This is a genomic window from Streptomyces sp. YS-3 (assembly GCF_045257485.1).
Taxonomy (GTDB): domain Bacteria; phylum Actinomycetota; class Actinomycetes; order Streptomycetales; family Streptomycetaceae; genus Streptomyces.
Window position 1 is genome coordinate 11,522 of the sequence record NZ_JBJHPC010000025.1, and the last position, 18,091, is coordinate 29,612.

The following is an 18,091-nucleotide window of genomic DNA, read 5'->3' on the forward strand; positions in this document are numbered from 1 at the left end:
GTGTGAAGTGCGCGAACCGCACAGAACGCATGAATCGCTGAAACGAAGGGCCATTCACATGAGCAGCAACGAAACGCCGCGCGGTCCGATCGACTCGTCCCGCGTCCCGCGGTACGCCGGTCCCGCGACCTTCGCCCGGCTGCCCCGCCTCGACGAGGTCGGCACCGCCGACGTCGCCGTGGTCGGCGTGCCCTTCGACAGCGGTGTCTCCTACCGGCCCGGCGCCCGCTTCGGCGGCAACGCCATCCGCGAGGCCTCCCGTCTGCTGCGGCCGTACAACCCCGCTCAGGACGCCTCGCCCTTCGCGCTCGCCCAGGTCGCGGACGGCGGCGACATCGCGGTGAACCCGTTCAACATCAACGAGGCCGTGGACACCATCGAGGCCGCCGCCGACGACCTGCTCGGCACCGGCGCCCGGCTGATGACGCTCGGCGGCGACCACACCATCGCGCTGCCCCTCCTGCGGAGCGTCGCCAAGAAGCACGGCCCGGTCGCGCTGCTCCACTTCGACGCGCACCTGGACACCTGGGACACCTACTTCGGCGCCGAGTACACCCACGGCACCCCGTTCCGCCGCGCGGTCGAGGAGGGCATCCTCGACACCGAGGCGCTCTCCCACGTCGGCACCCGCGGCCCGCTCTACGGCAAGCAGGACCTCACCGACGACGAGAAGATGGGCTTCGGCATCGTCACCTCGGCCGACGTCTACCGCCGCGGCGCCGACGAGATCGCCGACCAGCTGCGCCAGCGCATCGGCGACCGCCCGCTCTACATCTCCATCGACATCGACTGCCTCGACCCGGCGCACGCCCCCGGCACCGGCACCCCGGAGGCGGGCGGCATGACCTCCCGCGAGCTCCTGGAGATCCTGCGGGGCCTGGCCTCCTGCAACCTGGTCTCGGCCGACGTCGTCGAGGTCGCCCCGGCGTACGACCACGCCGAGATCACCTCGGTGGCCGCCTCCCACACCGCGTACGAGCTCACGACGATCATGTCCCGGCAGATCGCGGCGGCCAAGGCCGCCAAGTGACCCACGACCACGACCTGGTGCTGCGTCCGACGCCGCGCCAGGTCGAGGCGGCGCTCGACCCGCCGCCCGGCCGCATCGGCGGCGACCTCGTCGTCGAGACCCTGCGGGGACTCGGCGCCACCACCGTGTTCGGCCTGCCCGGCCAGCACGCGCTGGGGATGTTCGACGCGCTGCGCCGCTCGTCGATGACGTACGTGGGCCTGCGCATGGAGAACAACGCGGCCTTCGCCGCCGACGCCTACGGCCGGGTCACCGGCGAGGCGGCCCCGCTGCTGCTCTCCACCGGGCCCGGCGCCCTGATGTCGCTCGCCGCGCTCCAGGAGGCAGCCGCGGCGAGCGCCCCCGTGCTGGCCGTCTGCGCCCAGGTGCCCACCGCCGGGCTCGGCGGCGGACGCCACGGCCATCTGCACGAACTGCGCGACCAGCAGGCCGCGTTCCGCGACGTGGTGAAGTCCGTGCACCCGGTGCGCGCCCAGTCCCAGATCCCCTCCGCGCTCGCGGCGGCCTGGGAGTCGGCGCTCACCGCCCCGCACGGCCCGGTGTACGTGGAGATCCCGCAGGACGTCCTGCTCGCCGAGACCGCGCTGCCGGTCGTCACGGCCGTGGACGCGACCCCGCACGACCTGGTGCCCCGCCCCGAACTGACCGCCCTGGCCGCGCACCTGCTGGAGAACGCGGCCCGCCCGGTGATCGTCGCGGGCGGCGGAGTGGTGCGCGCCGACGCCGCCGGCAAGCTCCGCGCGCTCGCCGAGCGGCTGGACGCGCCGGTGGTCACCACCTTCGGCGGCAAGGGAGCGTTCCCCTGGGAGCACCCGCTCTCGCTCCAGTCCTGGATGGAGGACCGGCACACCACCGACTTCCTTGAGGACGCCGACGTCCTGCTGGTGGTCGGCTCGGGTCTGGGCGAACTCTCCTCGAACTACCACACGTTCCGGCCGCGCGGCCGGGTGATCCAGATCGAGGCCGACCTCGGCAAGCTGGAGTCCAACCACCCGGCGCTCGGCATCCACGCGGACGCCCGGATCGCGCTCTCGGCGCTCCTGGAGAGCGTGGGCGAGCGCACCGACCCGGCGGCGGCCGAGGCGGTGCGGGGCGTCCTGGCCCGGGTGCGCGAGCGCCTGGCGGGGCAGGGGCTCCAGGCCGAGCGGCGGATCCTGGAACAGGTGCGCGCCGCCCTGCCCGCCGACGCGCCCAGCTTCTGGGACATGACGATCCTGGCGTACTGGGCCTGGTCCGCCTGGCCGGGAGCGATGCACTCGGCCCAGGGCGCCGGCGGCCTCGGCTACGCCTTCCCGGCGGCCATCGGCGCCGCGGCGGCCGATCCGACCCGCCCGGTACTCGCGGTCAGCGGCGACGGCGGCGCGATGTACTCGATCGCGGAGCTCGCCACGGCGCGCCAGTACGGCCTGCCGGTCACCTGGCTGATCGTGGACGACGGCGGCTACGGCATCCTGCGCGAGTACATGACGGACGCGTTCGGCACGGCCACCGCGACCGAGCTGGACGGCCCCGACTTCGTCGCGCTCGCCGAGTCCTTCGGCGTCCCGGCGGTCCGTACGAGCCCGGAGGCGCTCCGGGACGACCTGGCCGCGGCGCTGGCCGCCCCCGGGCCCTCGGTGGTCGTCCTGCCCGCCGTACTGAGGATGTTCGCGCCCACACACCGGTGACGGAGGCGGGCGATGTGACGGAGTCCGCCTTCTTCCGCGTGCGCGAAGTACAACCTTTCGGCCCTCGGTGAGTCATCTGAAGCGAGCACGTCACAACGACGCGCTCGCCTCAAGACGCAACAGGGGACGGGGACGCTTTGCCCAGGAAACTCCGCACATCCCGCATATCCCGCCGGGCGCGCCGCGGCGCGCTCTCGGTGGCCGTCGCCGCGGGCGTGCTCGCGCCGGTGGCCGCGGGCGCGGCACCGGCCGCCGCCGCGACGACGGTGAGCTGCACCTCCGCCAAGGCCGGACTCGCGGCCAGGCTGACCAACGACATCACCTCCGCGCTCAAGGGCCACGCGTCGCTGACGGCCGTGGCGCTGTACGACCGCTCCACCGGCACCAAGTGCGAGCTGCGCGCGACCGACACCTTCGACTCCGCGAGCGTGATCAAGGCCACCGTGCTGGCGACGCTGCTGTGGGACGCCGGCAACCACCACCGCTCGCTCACCTCCAACGAGCGCGCGCTGGCCACGAAGATGATCACCGAGTCGGACAACGACTCGACGACCGCGCTGTGGAAGCAGCTCGGCACCTCCAAGGTGTCGGGATTCCTCAAGGCCGCCGGCATGACCCAGACGACGCCGGGCTCCGACGGCTACTGGGGCCTGAGCCGGATCTCCGCCCGCGACCAGGCCAAGCTGCTCGCGCTGCTGACCTCCCACAACTCGGTGCTCAGCGACGACGCCCGGGAGTACGAGCTGGGCCTGATGAACCGCGTCCGCTCGGACCAGCGCTGGGGTACCCCCGCGGGGGTCCAGGGCGGGACGACCGTGCACGTCAAGAACGGCTGGCTGCCGCGCGCCACGCACGGCTGGCGGGTGCACAGCATCGGTGCCTTCACCGACGGCGGCCACGACTACGGCCTGGCCGTCCTCACCGAGGACAACAGTTCGATGAGCCAGGGCATCAGCACCATCGAGGCCGTCGCCCGCGCCGTCCACGCCGATCTCGGCCGCCCGGCCGAGGGCGGCAAGCCCTGGCACCCGCCGAAGTGGCAGAAGCCGACGCCGGTGAGCGAGGCCATCCCGCCGGTGCCCGAGGCCCCCGCCGGCCGCGACCTGGTCACGGTCATCCCGGCCCGGTAGGACCCCCGTACGCCCCCCGGAAAACCCGCCCGGTCCCCAGGGACCGAGGCGGGTTTTTCGTCGCCGGGCGTTGCGGCGGGATGAAATCCGCCGGTGACGGCGTTGGAGCCTTCCGGCGGAGCGGACACACGGGAGGCATCAGTGGCGGCGGCAGAGCAGGGGTGGGCACGACGGCTCACCGGGTACGCCTGGCGGTACCGGCGGGATGTGCTGCTGGCCCTCGGGTCGTCGCTCGGCGGCATGGCGGTGATGGCTCTGGTCCCGCTGGTCACCAAGGTGATCATCGACGACGTGATCGGGGCCCACACCCGGTCCCTCGCCGTGTGGACCGGGCTGCTCATAGCCGCGGCCGTCGTCGTGTACGTCCTGACGTACATCCGCCGCTACTACGGCGGCCGTCTCGCCCTCGACGTCCAGCACGACCTGCGGACCGAGATGTACGCGACGATCACCAGGCTCGACGGCCGGCGTCAGGACGAGCTCTCCACCGGCCAGGTCGTCGGCCGCGCCACCAGCGACCTCCAGCTCATCCAGGGCCTGCTCTTCATGCTGCCGATGACCATCGGCAACATCCTGCTCTTCGTGATCTCCCTGGCGGTGATGGCGTGGCTGTCGCCGCTGCTGACCCTGGTGGCGCTGGCCGTGGCGCCCGCGCTGTGGTTCATCGCCAAGCACAGCCGCAACCGGCTCTTCCCCGCCACCTGGTACGCCCAGGGCCAGGCGGCGGCCGTCGCGGGCGTCGTCGACGGCGCCGTCTCGGGTGTCCGGGTGGTGAAGGGGTTCGGGCAGGAGGAGCAGGAGACCGGCAAGCTCCGCGAGGTCGGCCGCAGGCTCTTCGCGGGCCGGCTGCGCACGATCAAGCTGAACTCCCGCTACACCCCCGCCCTCCAGGCCGTGCCCGCGCTGGGCCAGGTCGCCATGCTGGCCCTGGGCGGCTGGCTAGCCACCCGGGGCGAGATCACCCTCGGTACCTTCGTCGCGTTCTCCACGTATCTGGCGCAGCTCGTGGGTCCGGTGCGGATGCTGGCCATGGTCCTCACCGTCGGTCAGCAGGCGCGGGCCGGCGTCGAGCGGGTGCTGGAGCTGATCGACACCGAGCCGTCGATCGCGGACGGCACCAAGGAGCTGCCCGCGGACGCGCCCGCCACCGTCGAGTTCGACGACGTGAGCTTCGCGTACGAGGACGGGCGGCCGGTCCTGGACGGCTTCTCCCTGGAGATCTCGCCCGGTGAGACCGTCGCCGTGGTCGGCGCCTCCGGTTCGGGCAAGTCCACGGTGTCGCTGCTGCTGCCGCGGTTCTACGACGTCACCCACGGCGCGGTCCTGGTCGGCGGCCACGACGTGCGCGAGCTGACCATGGCCTCGCTGCGCGCCGCCATCGGCCTGGTCCCGGAGGACAGCTTCCTCTTCTCCGACACCGTGCGCGCCAACATCGCGTACGGCAGGCCCGACGCCACCCAGGAGGAGGTCGAGGCCGCCGCCCGGGCGGCCCAGGCGGACGGGTTCATCGCGGACCTGCCCGAGGGCTACGACACCACCGTCGGCGAGCACGGTCTGACCCTCTCCGGCGGCCAGCGCCAGCGGGTGGCGCTGGCGCGTGCCATCCTCACCGATCCCCGGCTGCTGGTCCTGGACGACGCCACCTCGGCCGTGGACGCGCGCGTGGAGCACGAGATCCACGAAGCCCTGAAGACGGTGATGGCCGGGCGCACCACGCTGCTCATCGCGCACCGCCGCTCGACGCTCAACCTCGCCGACCGCATCGCCGTCCTCGACGAGGGCCGCCTCGCGGCGCTGGGCACCCATGAGGAGCTCCAGCGCGACTCGGCGCTCTACCGCCGTCTGCTGACCGACCCGGACGAGCTGGGCGCGGTCTCGCCCGGCCACATCGTGGCGGTGGAGGCGGTGGAGGACCACACCGTGCGGGAGGAGCTGGACGCGGAGTTCGACGCCGAGCGGGGCATCACGCCTCCGTTGTGGATCCGCGAGGACAAGCCGGTCTCGGCCGCGCCCGGCGGGATGCCCGCCACCCCCGAGCTGCTGGCCCAGGTCGAGGCGCTGCCCCCGGCCACCGACACCCCCGGCGTCGACGAGGCCAGGGCCGTCCGGCCCGAGACGTCCTACGGGCTGCGCCGGCTGCTGAAGGGCTTCGGCAGGCCGCTCTGCGTCAGTCTGGCGCTGGTCGCGGTCGACGCGGGCATGTCCCTGCTGCTGCCGGTGCTGATCCGGCACGGCATCGACCAGGGCGTCACCAAGCTGGCGCTCGGCGCGGTGTGGGCGGCGGCGGGTCTGGCCCTGCTGACCGTGGTGATCCAGTGGGCCGCGCAGTTCGGTGAGACCCGGATGACCGGACGCACCGGTGAGCGTGTCCTCTACAGCCTCCGTTTGAAGATCTTCGCGCAGCTCCAGCGGCTCGGTCTGGACTACTACGAGCGCGAGCTGACCGGCCGGATCATGACCCGGATGACCACGGACGTGGACGCGCTGGCCACCTTCCTCCAGACCGGTCTGGTCACCGCGTTCGTCGCCGTCGTCACCTTCTTCGGCATCATGCTGGCGCTGCTGGTCATCGACCTCCAGCTGGCGCTGGTCGTCTTCGCCACCCTGCCGCCGCTGATCCTGGGCACCTACTTCTTCCGCAAGCAGAGCGTCAAGGCCTACGAGCTGGCCCGCGAGCGGGTCGCCGGGGTCAACGCCGACCTCCAGGAGTCGGTGAGCGGACTGCGGATCGTGCAGGCCTTCGGCCGCGAGCGCGACGGCGCCGAGCGGTTCACCGCCCGCAGCGCCGACTACCGCGCCGCCCGTATCCGCGGCCAGTGGCTGATCTCGGTGTACTTCCCCTTCGTCCAGCTCCTGTCGTCGGTCGCCGCCGCGGCGGTGCTGATCGTGGGCGCCCACCGGGTCGACGCGGGCACCCTGACCACGGGCGCGCTCGTCGCCTATCTGCTCTACATCGACCTGTTCTTCGCCCCCGTACAGCAGCTCTCGCAGGTCTTCGACGGCTACCAGCAGGCGGCCGTCTCCCTCAAGCGCATCCAGGAGCTGCTGCGCGAGCCGACCTCCACGGCGGCGGCCGGCGAACCGAAGGAGGTGCCCTCGCTGCGCGGCGACATCGCCTTCGAGGACGTCGACTTCCGTTACGGGGACGAGGAGGAGGCCCTGTCGGGGGTGAACCTGCGCATTCCGGCCGGGCAGACCGTCGCCTTCGTCGGCGAGACCGGCGCGGGCAAGTCCACGCTGGTCAAGCTGGTCGCGCGGTTCTACGACCCCACCGGGGGCCGGGTCACCGCCGACGGCACCGACCTGCGCGACCTCGACCTCACCGCCTACCGCCACCGCCTCGGCGTCGTCCCCCAGGAGGCGTACCTGTTCGCCGGGACCGTCCGGGACGCCATCGCCTACGGGCGGCCCGACGCCACGGACGCCCAGGTCGAGGCCGCCGCCCGCGCGGTCGGCGCACACGACATGATCGCCACCCTGGACGGCGGCTACCTCCACGAGGTGGCCGAGCGGGGCCGCAACCTCTCGGCCGGACAGCGCCAGCTGATCGCACTCGCCCGCGCCGAGCTCGTCGACCCGGACGTGCTGCTCCTGGACGAGGCCACCGCCGCCCTGGACCTGGCGACCGAGGCCCAGGTCAACCAGGCCACCGACCGGCTCACCGGCCGCCGCACCACGCTCGTGGTCGCCCACCGCCTCACCACGGCCGCCCGCGCGGACCGGGTCGTGGTGATGGACCACGGCCGGGTCGTCGAGGACGGCACCCACGACGAACTCCTCGCCCGCGACGGGCGGTACGCGAGCCTGTGGCGCACCTTCATCGGCGAGGACGAGCCCGCCGCGGTGTGAGCGCCGCGGTGTGGGCGTCTGAGTACGCGCACACAGACGAATGAGTACCGGGGACGGTCCGCGCGGCGGGCCGTCCCCGGTTGGATCGGGGCATGACCACGAAGACCGCGTTCACGCCCGCCCCCGTTCCGAAGAACTCCCGGACCCGGATGCGTACGGCCGCCGTGCTCTCGGCGTTCGGGCTGATCCCGGGCGTGGCCCTGGCAGGGCTCGCCGTGGCCGGCTCCGAACGGTTCTCCCGGTGCGTGACCTACGGCGACTACTACCCGGACTGCGCCTCCCACGGGGCGACCGGCACCCAGATGGCCTGGGCCCTGTGCGTCGCCGGGCTCGCCCTCGTCCTCGTCCTGGCCGTGCCCGACCGCGCCCGGCGCGCCAGGGAGCTGCAGATGGCGGGGCTGTGGGTACAGATCCTGGCCGAGGCGGTCTTCCTGGCGATGATCGGGAGCAACGCCTGACGCGCCGCTCCGCCTCCGGCGCAACCGTGGGTAGCCCCCGCGCGTCCGTACTCACATACGTTCAGGTGAGGGAAGGGGGCAAGTGTGTTCGGTGGGGGAAGGCAGGCGCTGCGGGACCGGGCCGGCCCGGGGCTGGTGGTCCTGCTGGCGACGGCGGCCCTGACCGTGCTCGGGCCGGGCGCGGGCAGCGCGGACGCGGCGGCCTCGTGCGGCGGACGGCAGGTCAAGACGGTCTCGTTCGCCACCGGCGAGCTGCGGGTCTACAAGACGCACGGCTACGCGTGCGCGGTGGCCGTCGCCAAGTCGCCCGGCGCCAGACGGCAGATGTCCGTGACCATCCAGGCGCGCGGCGGCGGTCCGGTCTCCGACAGCGGCCGGTTCACCCGGCAGGCGGGCCCGGTCACGGTGCACGCCATCAACCGCTGTGTACGGGCCTCGGGCTCGGTGGCGGGCAGGGGCGGCTCGACGGGCTGGATCCTGTGCTGAGACGGCCCTGAGAACAGGATGACAACGCTGCCATGCGCCCGGCGGCACAACTGGGTCTGGTCGCACTGGTGTTGCCCCCGCTAGGTTCGCGATGATCGCGTCACGTCGTGACCCCAGGGGAGAGTGCATGCGCAAGACGCTCAGATGGCTTCTTTCACTCGTCGTGCTCATAGGCACGGTGAGCGTGGCGGGAGCCACGGCAGGGGCGGCCACCGCCGCCGAGCCGGACCACGCCGTGCCGGACCTCGCCGTGCCGGACATAAAGGACCGCATCCTGGCGATACCCGGGGTGAGCCTCATCGAGGAGAAGCCCTACGCGGGCTACCGCTACTTCGTCCTCAACTTCACCCAGCCCGTGGACCACCACCATCCGAAGGCGGGCACCTTCCAGCAGCGGATCACCCTGCTGCACAAGGACACCAGCCGCCCGACCGTCATGTACACCAGCGGCTACAGCGTCTCGACCAACCCCAGCCGCAGCGAGCCGACCCAGATCGTGGACGGCAACCAGGTCTCGGTCGAGTACCGCTACTTCACCCCGTCCCGGCCCGCTCCCGCGGACTGGAGCAAGCTGGACATCTGGCAGGCGGCCAGCGACCAGCACCGCGTCTTCGAGGCCCTCAAGCCCCTCTACGGCAAGAACTGGCTGACCACGGGCGGCTCCAAGGGCGGTATGACGGCGACCTACTACAAGCGCTTCTACCCCCGCGACATGGACGGCGTGGTGGCGTACGTCGCGCCCAACGACGTCGTCAACGACGAGGACTCCGCGTACGACCGCTTCTTCAAGACGGTCGGCACCAAGGAGTGCCGCGACAAGCTCCAGGCCGTGCAGCGCGAGGCGCTGGTGCGCCGCAAGCCGCTGGAGGCCAAGTACGCCGAGTACGCCAAGGCCAACGGCTACACGTTCACCACCACCGGCTCGCTCGACAAGTCGTACGAGGCGGTCGTGCTCGACTACGTGTGGGCGTTCTGGCAGTACAGCCTGCTGGCGGACTGCACCACCATCCCCGCGGACGCGCCGCACGCGACCGACCAGGCGATCTGGGACACGGTCGACACGATCTCCGGCTTCTCGTTCTACACCGACCAGGGCCTGGAGCCGTACACGCCGTACTACTACCAGGCCGGTACCCAGCTGGGCTCGCCCACCATCGAGCAGCCCTGGCTGCGCGGTCTGAGCCGCTACGGCTACCAGCCGCCGCGCCACTTCGTCCCGCGCTCCATCCCGATGCGCTTCCAGCCGTCGGCGATGGCCCACGTGGACACCTGGGTGCGCCACCATGCCGACCACATGCTGTACGTGTACGGCCAGAACGACCCGTGGGGCGCGGAGCGCTTCCGTCTCGGGCACGGGGCGCGTGACTCGTACGTGTTCACGGTCGCGGGCGGCAACCACGGCTCCAAGGTCGCGGGGCTCGCGGCCGGGGAGAAGTCGACGGCGACCTCGGCGATCCTGCGCTGGGCGGGTGTGCCGGCGGCGACCGCGGCCAAGGGCCGGCCGCTGGCGTCCTTCGACGCGCGGCTCGACCGCCCGTCCGCCGAGCGTGAGCCGACGCTGAGGCCGTAGCAACACACTCACAGCCGCCGCGCGCACCCCACCCTGTCCCCGCCCCCCGGCAACTGCACGTACAGCGCCGTGGAGGCGGGGCAGTCGGGGCGGCGCGGCACCGCCGAGGTGACCTCGAACTCGGCGGGATGGGAGCCGGACCCGTCGCACGGCGTCTCCTTCACCAGGTCCGGCCCCGCGTGGTACACGCAGTCGCCCACCACGGTGTAGGGGCCGCCGCCCATGCCCGGGTCGCCCGGGTGGGGCGCCTCCAGGTTGCGCATACAGGCGTAGCCGGAGGCGCCCTCACCCCCGATGTACAGCACGAAGTCCGTGTCCGCCGGGCAGCCCGCCGCGCCGGCCGCCCGCGTCCCCTCCCGGCGCGCCAGGACCCGGGCCACCGCCCGCTCGCTGGTGCACGGCACCTCGCGGAACGTGTGCCCGCGTGCCGCGCAGTCCCCGGCCCCGAGGAAGGTGGCGCCGTAGGACGGCGGCACGGACGAGGCCGGAACGGCCGCGCCGCCCGGGTCCTGCCGGCAGCCCGTCAGCAGCAGCGTCCCGGCCCAGAAAACGGCCGAAACGGCCCGAACCAGTCTTGTGGCACCGTACTCGTACATGTCCGACCCCCCGCTCCAGCGTGACCTGTCACGCCGAGAACACGCCAGAGGGCCCGGGGGTTATCTCCGGTACGACAGCCCGTAGCCGATCGGGTACAGCACCCGGTGGGGATCGTCCCCGCGCGGCACCGCCACCGGCAGCCGCCCGACGGGCTCGGCCCGGCCCGCCATGACCCGTACCGCGGCCCGCAGTTCGACATCGGTCCAGGAGTAGGTGGCGAGCGAGGCCGTGTACCCGCTGAGGTGCGCGATGTCGTAGGGGTTGCGGATCGCGAGGTGCACCACCGGCACACCGCTCGCGCCGAGCGCCGCCACCAGCCGGGCCTGCGCCCCGCCCGCTCCCGCGTTGTACGTGCCCACGACCACCACGTCCTTGCCGCGCGCGGCGGCCACCGCCGCGTCGATCTGCGCCTGCGAGGGCAGGGTGCCGGTCGACAGGGCGCTCGCGGTGAAGCCGAGTCCGGCCAGCGCCTCGGCCAGGACGGATGTCGGGGGCCCGGTGGTCCCGGAGGGGGAGGCCGGGTCCGCGCCGACGACCAGTACGGAGCGATGGCGCCGCCGGGAGAGCGGGAGCAGTCCGCCCGTGTTGACGAGCAGGGTCGTGGTGCGCTCGGCCACCGCGTCGGCGGCGGCGAGGTGCGGCCGGGTGCCCACCACCCGGTCCACGGCCTCCTGGGAGACGTAGGGATGGCTGAACAGCCCCCGGCGCTCCTTGAGTTCCAGTACCCGCAGGATCGATTCATCCAGCCGGGCCTCGCTGATCTCGCCGCTGGTGACCGCCGCCATCACACCGTTCCACGCCACCGCGAGGTCCGGCGGGTTGAGCAGCTGGTCGGCCCCGGCCTTCAGGGCGAGCACCGGGACCCGGTCGTCGCCGTACTTGTCCCGGACGCCCTGCATGCCCAGCGAGTCGGTGACGATGACCCCCCGGTAGCCGAGCTCCTCGCGCAGGATGCCGGTGAGGATCGGATGCGAAAGCGTCGCCGGGTCGTCGGTCGGATCGAGCGCCGGGAACTGGATGTGCGCGGTCATGATCGAGTCGATCCCGGCGGCGACGGCGGCCCGGAACGGCGGCGCGTCCAGCTCCTCCCACTGCTGCCGGGTGTGGGTGATCACCGGGATGCCGGTGTGGCTGTCGACCGTGGTGTCGCCGTGCCCGGGGAAGTGCTTGGCGGTCGCCGCGACCCCCGCCTCCTGGTAGCCGCGCACCTCGGCGGCGACCATACGGGCCACCGCCGCCGGGTCGGCGCCGAAGGAGCGCACCCCGATGACGGGGTTGGCCGGGTTGACGTTCACATCGGCGTCGGGGGAGTAGTTCTGCCGGATGCCCAGCGCGCGCAGCTCGGCCCCGGCGACGCGCCCCAGCGTGCGCGCGTCGCGCGCCGACCCCCCGGCGCCGAGCGCCATCGCGCCCGGGAAGAGGGTGGCGGGGTAGCCGACCCGGCACACGATGCCGTGCTCCTGGTCGGTGGCGATGAGCAGCGGTACGGGCGTGGGCTGGGACAGGCCCGCCCGCTGGATGCCGTTGGAGAGGCCGGCGATCTGGTGCGGGTCGCGGGTGTTGTGCGCCCAGGTGAAGTAGATGATGCCGCCCACGTGGTACGTGGCAATCAGCTCGGCGGCGGTGCGTACGCCCAGCTCACGCAGGTTGGCGTCGATGTCGGCCTGATCGGGCGCGGTCGCGGAGTGTCCGTACACCCGCATCACGAAGAGCTGGCCGACCTTCTCCGCCAGGGACATCCGGGCGACGAGCCGGCGCAGCCGGGCGGCGGGGGCGCGCGGTGCCTCGGCGTACGCCGGGAGCGCGGGCCCCACGGCAGCCGCGGCGGCCGTCGCGGCGGCGGTGGTGAGAAGGGTGCGTCTGGAGGTGCGGTACGACACGGGCACTCCATCCCTAGGTCTGGAAGAAACTTCCAGACCGAACCGATAACCGGAAAGTTATTGCCGGTCAAGGGGGCGCGCACCGCCCGGCCCGGAATCGGGCGGGAACGCGCGGGAGGCGGCCCGCCACCGGAGCGGGCGGTCCGGGACGGTCAGGGGCGGGCCAGGGCGGCGAGCCGCTCCCGGCCGGCCGTCAGCAGCCCCGCCAGCCCGGCCGCCTCCGGGTACCAGCGCTTCTCGTACTCCCAGCACAGCCAGCCCCCGCCGCCCAGCGCCGCCAGCGCGTCCGCGAGCGGCAGCACCCCGGCCCCCAGCGGCAGCGGGGCGGTGTCCTGGGCCGAGGCGATGTCCTTGACCTGGACGTACCCCAGGTGCGGGGCGAGCGCCGCGTACGAATCGGCGGGGCTCTCGCCGCCGAGCCAGGTGTGCATCACGTCCCACAGGGCGCCGGCCGAGGGCGAGCGCACCCGGTCCAGGACGCGGGCGACGGCCGCGCCGGTGCGGTGCGAGTCATGGGTCTCCAGCAGCACGCGCACGCCCCGCTCGGCGGCGAGCGCGCACACCGTCCGCAGCCGCCGCACCGCGATCCCGTCGTCGTCCGGACCGCCCCGGCCGCCGGGGAAGACCCGTACATGGGGGGCGCCCAGGTCGTGCGCGAGGTCCACCAGCGCGTCGACGGGCTCGGTGTCGTCGGGGTCGGCCACGCGCGCGTAGCCGGCGACGCCGAGCACGCTCACGCCGTGCGCCGCGAACTCGGCGGCCACCCGCGCCCGTTGGCGGGCGCCGAGGCCGGGGTGCACCGGCTCCTCCGGATGGGCGCGCAGCTCCACGCCGTCGTAGCCGTGCGCGACGGCGAGGCGCACCACTTCGGCGACGGGCAGACCCGGCACCCCGAGCGTGGAGAACGCGTACCGCGTGCGCCCGCTCACCGGTCCGTCCGGCCGGTCCGGGCGCCGAGGGGCGCGGCCGGGAACCCGCCCAGCACCGCCACGAACCGCTCCACCGTCTCCTTCAGCACCGCCGTCCCGTCCCGGCCCCACAGCTCCTCGTTGAACAACTCGACCTCCACCGGGCCGGTGTAGCCCGCCGCCTCCACCCGGTCGTACCACGCCACGAGGTCGATCGCCCCGTCCCCGAGCAGACCGCGCCCGGTCAGGACCCCGGCGGGCAACGGGGTGATCCAGTCGGCCAGCTGGAAGGAGTGGATGCGGCCCGCCGCACCGGCGCGGGCCACCGCCGCCGGGGCCAGGTCGTCCCACCAGACGTGGTAGGTGTCCACGACCACCCCCACCTCCCGCGCCGGGAACCGCTCCGCGAGCTCCAGGGCCTGGCCGAGGGTGGAGACGACACAGCGGTCCGCGGCGTACATGGGGTGCAGCGGCTCGATCGCCAGGCGTACGCCCCGGGCGCGCGCATAAGGACCGAGCTCGGCCAGCGCGTCCGCGACCCGCTCGCGCGCCCCCGCCAGGTCCCGGCTGCCCTCGGGCAGCCCGCCCGAGACCAGCACCAGGGTGTCGGTGCCGAGCGCCGCCGCCTCGTCGAGCGCCGCCCGGTTGTCGTCCAGGGCCCTCGCGCGCGCGTGCGGCTCGTCCGCCGTGAAGAAGCCGCCCCGGCACAGTGTGGTGACGCTCAGCCCGGCGTCCCGCACCAGCCGCGCCGCGGCCTCGACGCCGTACGCCCGCACGGGTTCGCGCCACAGCCCGACCCCCGGCACGCCCGCGTCGGCGCAGGCGCGGACCAGATCGGGCAGCGGGAGCTGCTTCACGGTCATCTGGTTGATGCTGAGGCGGGAGAGGGGGGCGGGGTTCATGAGGTGACTCCGTAGACCGTGAGCAGGGCGCGCATCCGGGCGGCGGCGGCCTCCGGGTCGGGGAACAGGCCGAGACCGTCGGCCAGTTCGTAGGCCCGCGCCAGATGCGGCAGCGGGCGGGCCGACTGGAGGCCGCCGACCATGGCGAAGTGGTTCTGGTGGCCCGCGAGCCACGCGAGCAGGACCACTCCGGTCTTGTAGAAGCGGGTCGGCGCCCCGAAGAGATGGCGGGCGAGTCCGACCGTCGGGTCCAGCCGCTTGCGGAAGTCCGCCGGATCGGCCGCGTCCAGCGCCCGTACCGCGTCCGCCGCGAGCGGTCCCAGCGGGTCGAAGATCCCCAGCAGGGCGTGGCTGAAGCCTTTTTCGTCGCCCTCGATCAGTTCGGGGTAGTGGAAGTCGTCCCCGGTGTAGCACTTCACACCGTCGGGCAGCCGCCGTCGCAGCCGGATCTCGCGCCCGGCGTCGAGCAGCGACACCTTCACCCCGTCGATCTTCCCCGCGTGGGCGGCGACGATCCCGAGGAACGTCTCGGTGGCCGCGTCGAGGTCGGACGAGCCCCAGTAGCCGGCCAGCGCCGGGTCGAACATCGGGCCCAGCCAGTGCAGGATCACCGGCCGTTCGGTCTGCTCCAGCAGCCGCCCGTACACGGTCGCGTAGTCCTGCGGGCCGCGCGCCACCGCCGCCAGCGCGCGCGAGGCCATCAGGATCGCCTGGGCACCGGCACCCTCCACGACGGCGAGCTGCTCCTCGTACGCGGCCGTCACCTCGGCGAGCGAGGCCGCCCGCGCCAGCTGGTCGGTGCCCGCCCCGCAGGCGATCCGCCCGCCGACGGCCCGCGCCTCGGCGGCCGAGCGCCGGATCAGCTCGGCGGCCGAGGGCCAGTCCAGGCCCATCCCGCGCTGGGCGGTGTCCATCGCCTCCGCGACGGCGAGGCCGTGCGACCACAGATGGCGGCGGAAGGCGAGCGTGCCCTCCCAGTCGAGGGCGGCGGGGCCCTCGGGCCCGGTCCCGGCACACGGGTCGGCGACGACGTGCGCGGCCGAGAAGACCGTGCGGGACAGCGGGGGCCCGCCCGGGGCGACGGGGGCCGGGTCCGGGCGCGGCTCGTACCGTACGAGCGTGCCGTCCGCACGCGGCAGCAGCAGGCTCACAGCGCGATCTCCGGCACCTCGACACGGCGGCCCTCGGCCGAGGACCGCAGCCCCAGCTCGGCGAGCTGCACCCCGCGCGCGCCCGCCAGCAGGTCCCAGCGGTAGGGGGTGTCGAGGGCGACATGGCGCAGGAACAGCTCCCACTGCGCCTTGAACCCGTTGTCGAACCCGGCGTTGTCCGGCACCGGCTGCCACTGCTCGCGGAACTCCTCGCCGGCGGGCAGGTCCGGGTTCCACACCGGCTTGGGGGTGGCCGCGCGGTGCTGGACACGGCAGGTGCGCAGCCCCGCCACCGCCGAGCCCTCGGTGCCGTCCACCTGGAACTCGACGAGCTCGTCCCGGTGCACCCGGACCGCCCAGGAGGAGTTGATCTGGGCGACCGCGCCGCCCTCCAGTTGGAAGATCCCGTACGCGGCGTCGTCGGCCGTCGCGTCGTACGGCTTGCCGCCCTCGTCCCAGCGCTGCGGGATGTGCGTGGTCGCCAGCGCCTGTACGAAGGTGACGCGGCCGAAGAGCTCGTGCAGGACGTACTCCCAGTGCGGGAACATGTCGACGACGATGCCGCCGCCGTCCTGCGCGCGGTAGTTCCACGACGGGCGCTGGGCCTCCTGCCAGTCGCCCTCGAAGACCCAGTAGCCGAACTCGCCGCGCACCGACAGGATCCGCCCGAAGAAGCCGCCGTCGATGAGCCGCTTGAGCTTCAGCAGGCCCGGCAGGAACAGCTTGTCCTGGACGACGCCGTGCTTGATCCCGGCGTCCCGGGCGAGCCGGGCCAGCTCCAGGGCGCCGGCCAGGCCCGTCGAGGTGGGCTTCTCGGTGTAGACGTGCTTGCCCGCGGCGATCGCCCTGGTCAGGGCCGCCTCGCGGGCGGAGGTGACCTGGGCGTCGAAGTAGATCTCCACGGAGTCGTCGGCGAGCACGGCGTCCAGATCGGTGGACCAGTGGGCGAGGCCGTGGCGTACGGCGATGTCCCGCAGCGCGGACTCGCGGCGGCCCACCAGGACCGGTTCGGGCCACAGGACCGTGCCGTCGCCGAGGTCGAGGCCGCCCTCCTCGCGCAGGGCGAGCAGGGAGCGGACCAGGTGCTGGCGGTAGCCCATGCGGCCGGTGACGCCGTTCATGGCGATCCGCACGGTCCGGCGCGCGGACGCCGGTGCCGCCGGCGCAGACGTCGGTGTCATCTGAAGTCCCCTTCATCCCATCAGCCCCGTCCGCCAGGGCGGCCGGGACTCGGTGATCCAGTGGCGATCTACTGGTAACAGGCGTAGCAAGCGCTTTCTATCGAGGGGGACGCTAGCCTGCGCACAGCGCCGCCGACAAGAGGCGCGCGGCGGTCCACCCCAAGTGCCCACGAGACGTGCCCGGAGGCAGAGATGACAGCGACCCTGGCGGATGTGGCGGCGCGCGCCCGGGTGTCCCCGGCGACCGTCTCGCGGGTGCTCAACGGCAACTACCCGGTCGCCGCGGCCACCCGCGAACGCGTGCTGCGGGCCGTGGACGAACTGGACTACGTCCTGAACGGGCCCGCCAGCTCCCTCGCCGCCGCCACCTCCGACCTGGTCGGCATACTCGTCAACGACATCGCCGACCCCTTCTTCGGGATCATGGCGGGCGCCGCCCAGTCCGAGATCGGCGGCGGCCCCGGGGCCCGCGAGAAGCTCGCGGTGGTCTGCAACACCGGCGGCTCGCCGGAGCGCGAACTCACCTACCTCACCCTGCTCCAGCGCCAGCGCGCGGCGGCGGTCATCCTTACCGGCGGCGCCCTGGAGGACCCCGGGCACGCGGCGGCGGTCGCGGCCAAACTGGGGCGGCTGGCGGAGGCGGGCGCGCGGATCGTGCTGTGCGGACGGCCGCCGCTGGCGCTCTCCGGGCCCGGCGGCGAGGCGCGGAGCGGTGGGCCGGACACGGCGACGCTCACCTTCGACAACCGGGGCGGCAGCCGCCGTCTGACGGAGCATCTGCTCGCGCTGGGCCACCGCCGCATCGGCTATGTGGCGGGCCCCGAGGAGCGCACCACCACCCGGCACCGCGTCGAGGGCCATCTCGCGGCGCTGGCGGACGCGGGCGTGGCGCCGGGACCGCTCGTCCACGGCTCGTACGACCGCCGCTCCGGCTACGACGCCACCAACGAACTCCTGCGCCGGGACCCGTCGTTGACCGCCGTCGTGGCCGCCAACGACACCGTCGCGCTCGGCGCCTGCGCGGCCCTGCGGGACCGGGGCCTGTCCGTCCCGGACGACGTCTCGGTGGCGGGCTTCGACGACCTCCCGTTCAGCACGGACGCGGTCCCGGCCCTGACGACCGTACGGCTGCCGCTGTACGAGGCGGGGGCGCGGGCGGGACGGCTCGCGATGGGCAAGGAGCCGGTGCCGCCGGGCGGGATCGCCACCGTGCACGGGGAGCTGATGGTCCGGGGCTCGACGGGACGTACGCGCGCGTAGCGGGAGCCGGGGGCGGTACGGG

The 18,091-nt window shown here is 73.5% G+C and carries 14 protein-coding genes; 8 read left to right on the forward strand and 6 right to left on the reverse strand.

Annotated features, from left to right (window positions below):
• Window positions 1–58: 58 nt before the first annotated feature.
• The 7 genes from speB to ACJA3G_RS04470 all read left to right on the forward strand — a co-directional run bounded on the left by speB (window position 59) and on the right by ACJA3G_RS04470 (window position 10,190).
• Window positions 59–1,030 carry an agmatinase gene (gene speB / locus ACJA3G_RS04440; RefSeq protein ID WP_406551540.1) on the forward strand — a complete coding sequence of 324 codons (972 nt, stop codon included), beginning with the start codon at window positions 59–61 and terminating at the stop codon, window positions 1,028–1,030.
• Entirely contained in the window at window positions 1,027–2,697 is a 1,671-nt protein-coding gene (locus ACJA3G_RS04445) for a thiamine pyrophosphate-binding protein (RefSeq protein ID WP_406551541.1), read from the forward strand. Before speB ends, ACJA3G_RS04445 begins: the two co-directional genes overlap by 4 nt.
• 137 nt (window positions 2,698–2,834) lie before the next feature.
• Window positions 2,835–3,827 carry a serine hydrolase gene (locus ACJA3G_RS04450; protein ID WP_406551542.1) on the forward strand — a complete coding sequence of 331 codons (993 nt, stop codon included), beginning with the start codon at window positions 2,835–2,837 and terminating at the stop codon, window positions 3,825–3,827.
• A gap of 141 nt (window positions 3,828–3,968) precedes the next feature.
• Window positions 3,969–7,676 (forward strand): ABC transporter ATP-binding protein, encoded by a 3,708-nt coding sequence (locus ACJA3G_RS04455; protein ID WP_406551543.1) that lies wholly within the window; start codon window positions 3,969–3,971, stop codon window positions 7,674–7,676.
• Between the two features lie 92 nt (window positions 7,677–7,768).
• Window positions 7,769–8,134 (forward strand): hypothetical protein, encoded by a 366-nt coding sequence (locus ACJA3G_RS04460; RefSeq protein ID WP_406551544.1) that lies wholly within the window; start codon window positions 7,769–7,771, stop codon window positions 8,132–8,134.
• Window positions 8,135–8,218: 84 nt separating this feature from the next.
• Window positions 8,219–8,620 carry a hypothetical protein gene (locus tag ACJA3G_RS04465; protein ID WP_406551545.1) on the forward strand — a complete coding sequence of 134 codons (402 nt, stop codon included), beginning with the start codon at window positions 8,219–8,221 and terminating at the stop codon, window positions 8,618–8,620.
• 127 nt (window positions 8,621–8,747) lie between these two features.
• The gene (locus tag ACJA3G_RS04470; RefSeq protein WP_406551546.1) at window positions 8,748–10,190 is read left to right on the forward strand and encodes a S28 family serine protease; all 1,443 of its coding nucleotides are present in this window, start codon (window positions 8,748–8,750) and stop codon (window positions 10,188–10,190) included.
• A gap of 8 nt (window positions 10,191–10,198) precedes the next feature.
• Here the strand turns inward: ACJA3G_RS04470 and ACJA3G_RS04475 are convergent, their stop codons facing one another.
• The 6 genes from ACJA3G_RS04475 to ACJA3G_RS04500 form a co-directional block, all read right to left on the reverse strand.
• A complete protein-coding gene (locus tag ACJA3G_RS04475; RefSeq protein WP_406551547.1) occupies window positions 10,199–10,786 on the reverse strand; it encodes a hypothetical protein in 588 nt (195 codons plus the stop codon).
• 60 nt (window positions 10,787–10,846) lie between these two features.
• Window positions 10,847–12,667, reverse strand: coding sequence for a glycoside hydrolase family 3 protein (locus ACJA3G_RS04480; RefSeq protein ID WP_406551548.1), 1,821 nt, complete (start codon window positions 12,665–12,667; stop codon window positions 10,847–10,849).
• A 152-nt stretch (window positions 12,668–12,819) separates the two neighbouring features.
• Complete coding sequence (locus ACJA3G_RS04485; protein WP_406551549.1) at window positions 12,820–13,596, reverse strand: sugar phosphate isomerase/epimerase family protein; 777 nt, start codon at window positions 13,594–13,596, stop codon at window positions 12,820–12,822.
• On the reverse strand, window positions 13,593–14,477 hold the full coding sequence (locus ACJA3G_RS04490; protein ID WP_406551550.1) for a sugar phosphate isomerase/epimerase family protein: 885 nt from the start codon (window positions 14,475–14,477) through the stop codon (window positions 13,593–13,595). Before ACJA3G_RS04490 ends, ACJA3G_RS04485 begins: the two co-directional genes overlap by 4 nt.
• The gene (locus ACJA3G_RS04495; protein WP_406551551.1) at window positions 14,474–15,628 is read right to left on the reverse strand and encodes a dihydrodipicolinate synthase family protein; all 1,155 of its coding nucleotides are present in this window, start codon (window positions 15,626–15,628) and stop codon (window positions 14,474–14,476) included. Before ACJA3G_RS04495 ends, ACJA3G_RS04490 begins: the two co-directional genes overlap by 4 nt.
• The gene (locus tag ACJA3G_RS04500; protein WP_406551552.1) at window positions 15,625–16,809 is read right to left on the reverse strand and encodes a Gfo/Idh/MocA family protein; all 1,185 of its coding nucleotides are present in this window, start codon (window positions 16,807–16,809) and stop codon (window positions 15,625–15,627) included. The genes ACJA3G_RS04495 and ACJA3G_RS04500 overlap by 4 nt, the downstream gene beginning before the upstream one ends.
• 192 nt (window positions 16,810–17,001) lie before the next feature.
• Here ACJA3G_RS04500 and ACJA3G_RS04505 point away from each other — a divergent pair, with 192 nt between their 5' ends.
• Complete coding sequence (locus tag ACJA3G_RS04505; RefSeq protein WP_406551553.1) at window positions 17,002–18,069, forward strand: LacI family DNA-binding transcriptional regulator; 1,068 nt, start codon at window positions 17,002–17,004, stop codon at window positions 18,067–18,069.
• Window positions 18,070–18,091 lie beyond the last annotated feature (22 nt).

What these genes read in the sequence shown, in the direction of transcription:
- speB (WP_406551540.1), top strand. Translation starts at nt 59, where the DNA reads ATGAGCAGCAACGAAACGCCGCGCGGTCCGATCGACTCGTCCCGCGTC.
- ACJA3G_RS04460 (WP_406551544.1), top strand. Translation starts at nt 7,769, where the DNA reads ATGACCACGAAGACCGCGTTCACGCCCGCCCCCGTTCCGAAGAACTCC.
- ACJA3G_RS04470 (WP_406551546.1), top strand. Translation starts at nt 8,748, where the DNA reads ATGCGCAAGACGCTCAGATGGCTTCTTTCACTCGTCGTGCTCATAGGC.
- ACJA3G_RS04475 (WP_406551547.1), bottom strand. Translation starts at nt 10,786, where the DNA reads ATGTACGAGTACGGTGCCACAAGACTGGTTCGGGCCGTTTCGGCCGTT.
- ACJA3G_RS04490 (WP_406551550.1), bottom strand. Translation starts at nt 14,477, where the DNA reads ATGAACCCCGCCCCCCTCTCCCGCCTCAGCATCAACCAGATGACCGTG.
- ACJA3G_RS04500 (WP_406551552.1), bottom strand. Translation starts at nt 16,809, where the DNA reads ATGACACCGACGTCTGCGCCGGCGGCACCGGCGTCCGCGCGCCGGACC.
- ACJA3G_RS04505 (WP_406551553.1), top strand. Translation starts at nt 17,002, where the DNA reads ATGACAGCGACCCTGGCGGATGTGGCGGCGCGCGCCCGGGTGTCCCCG.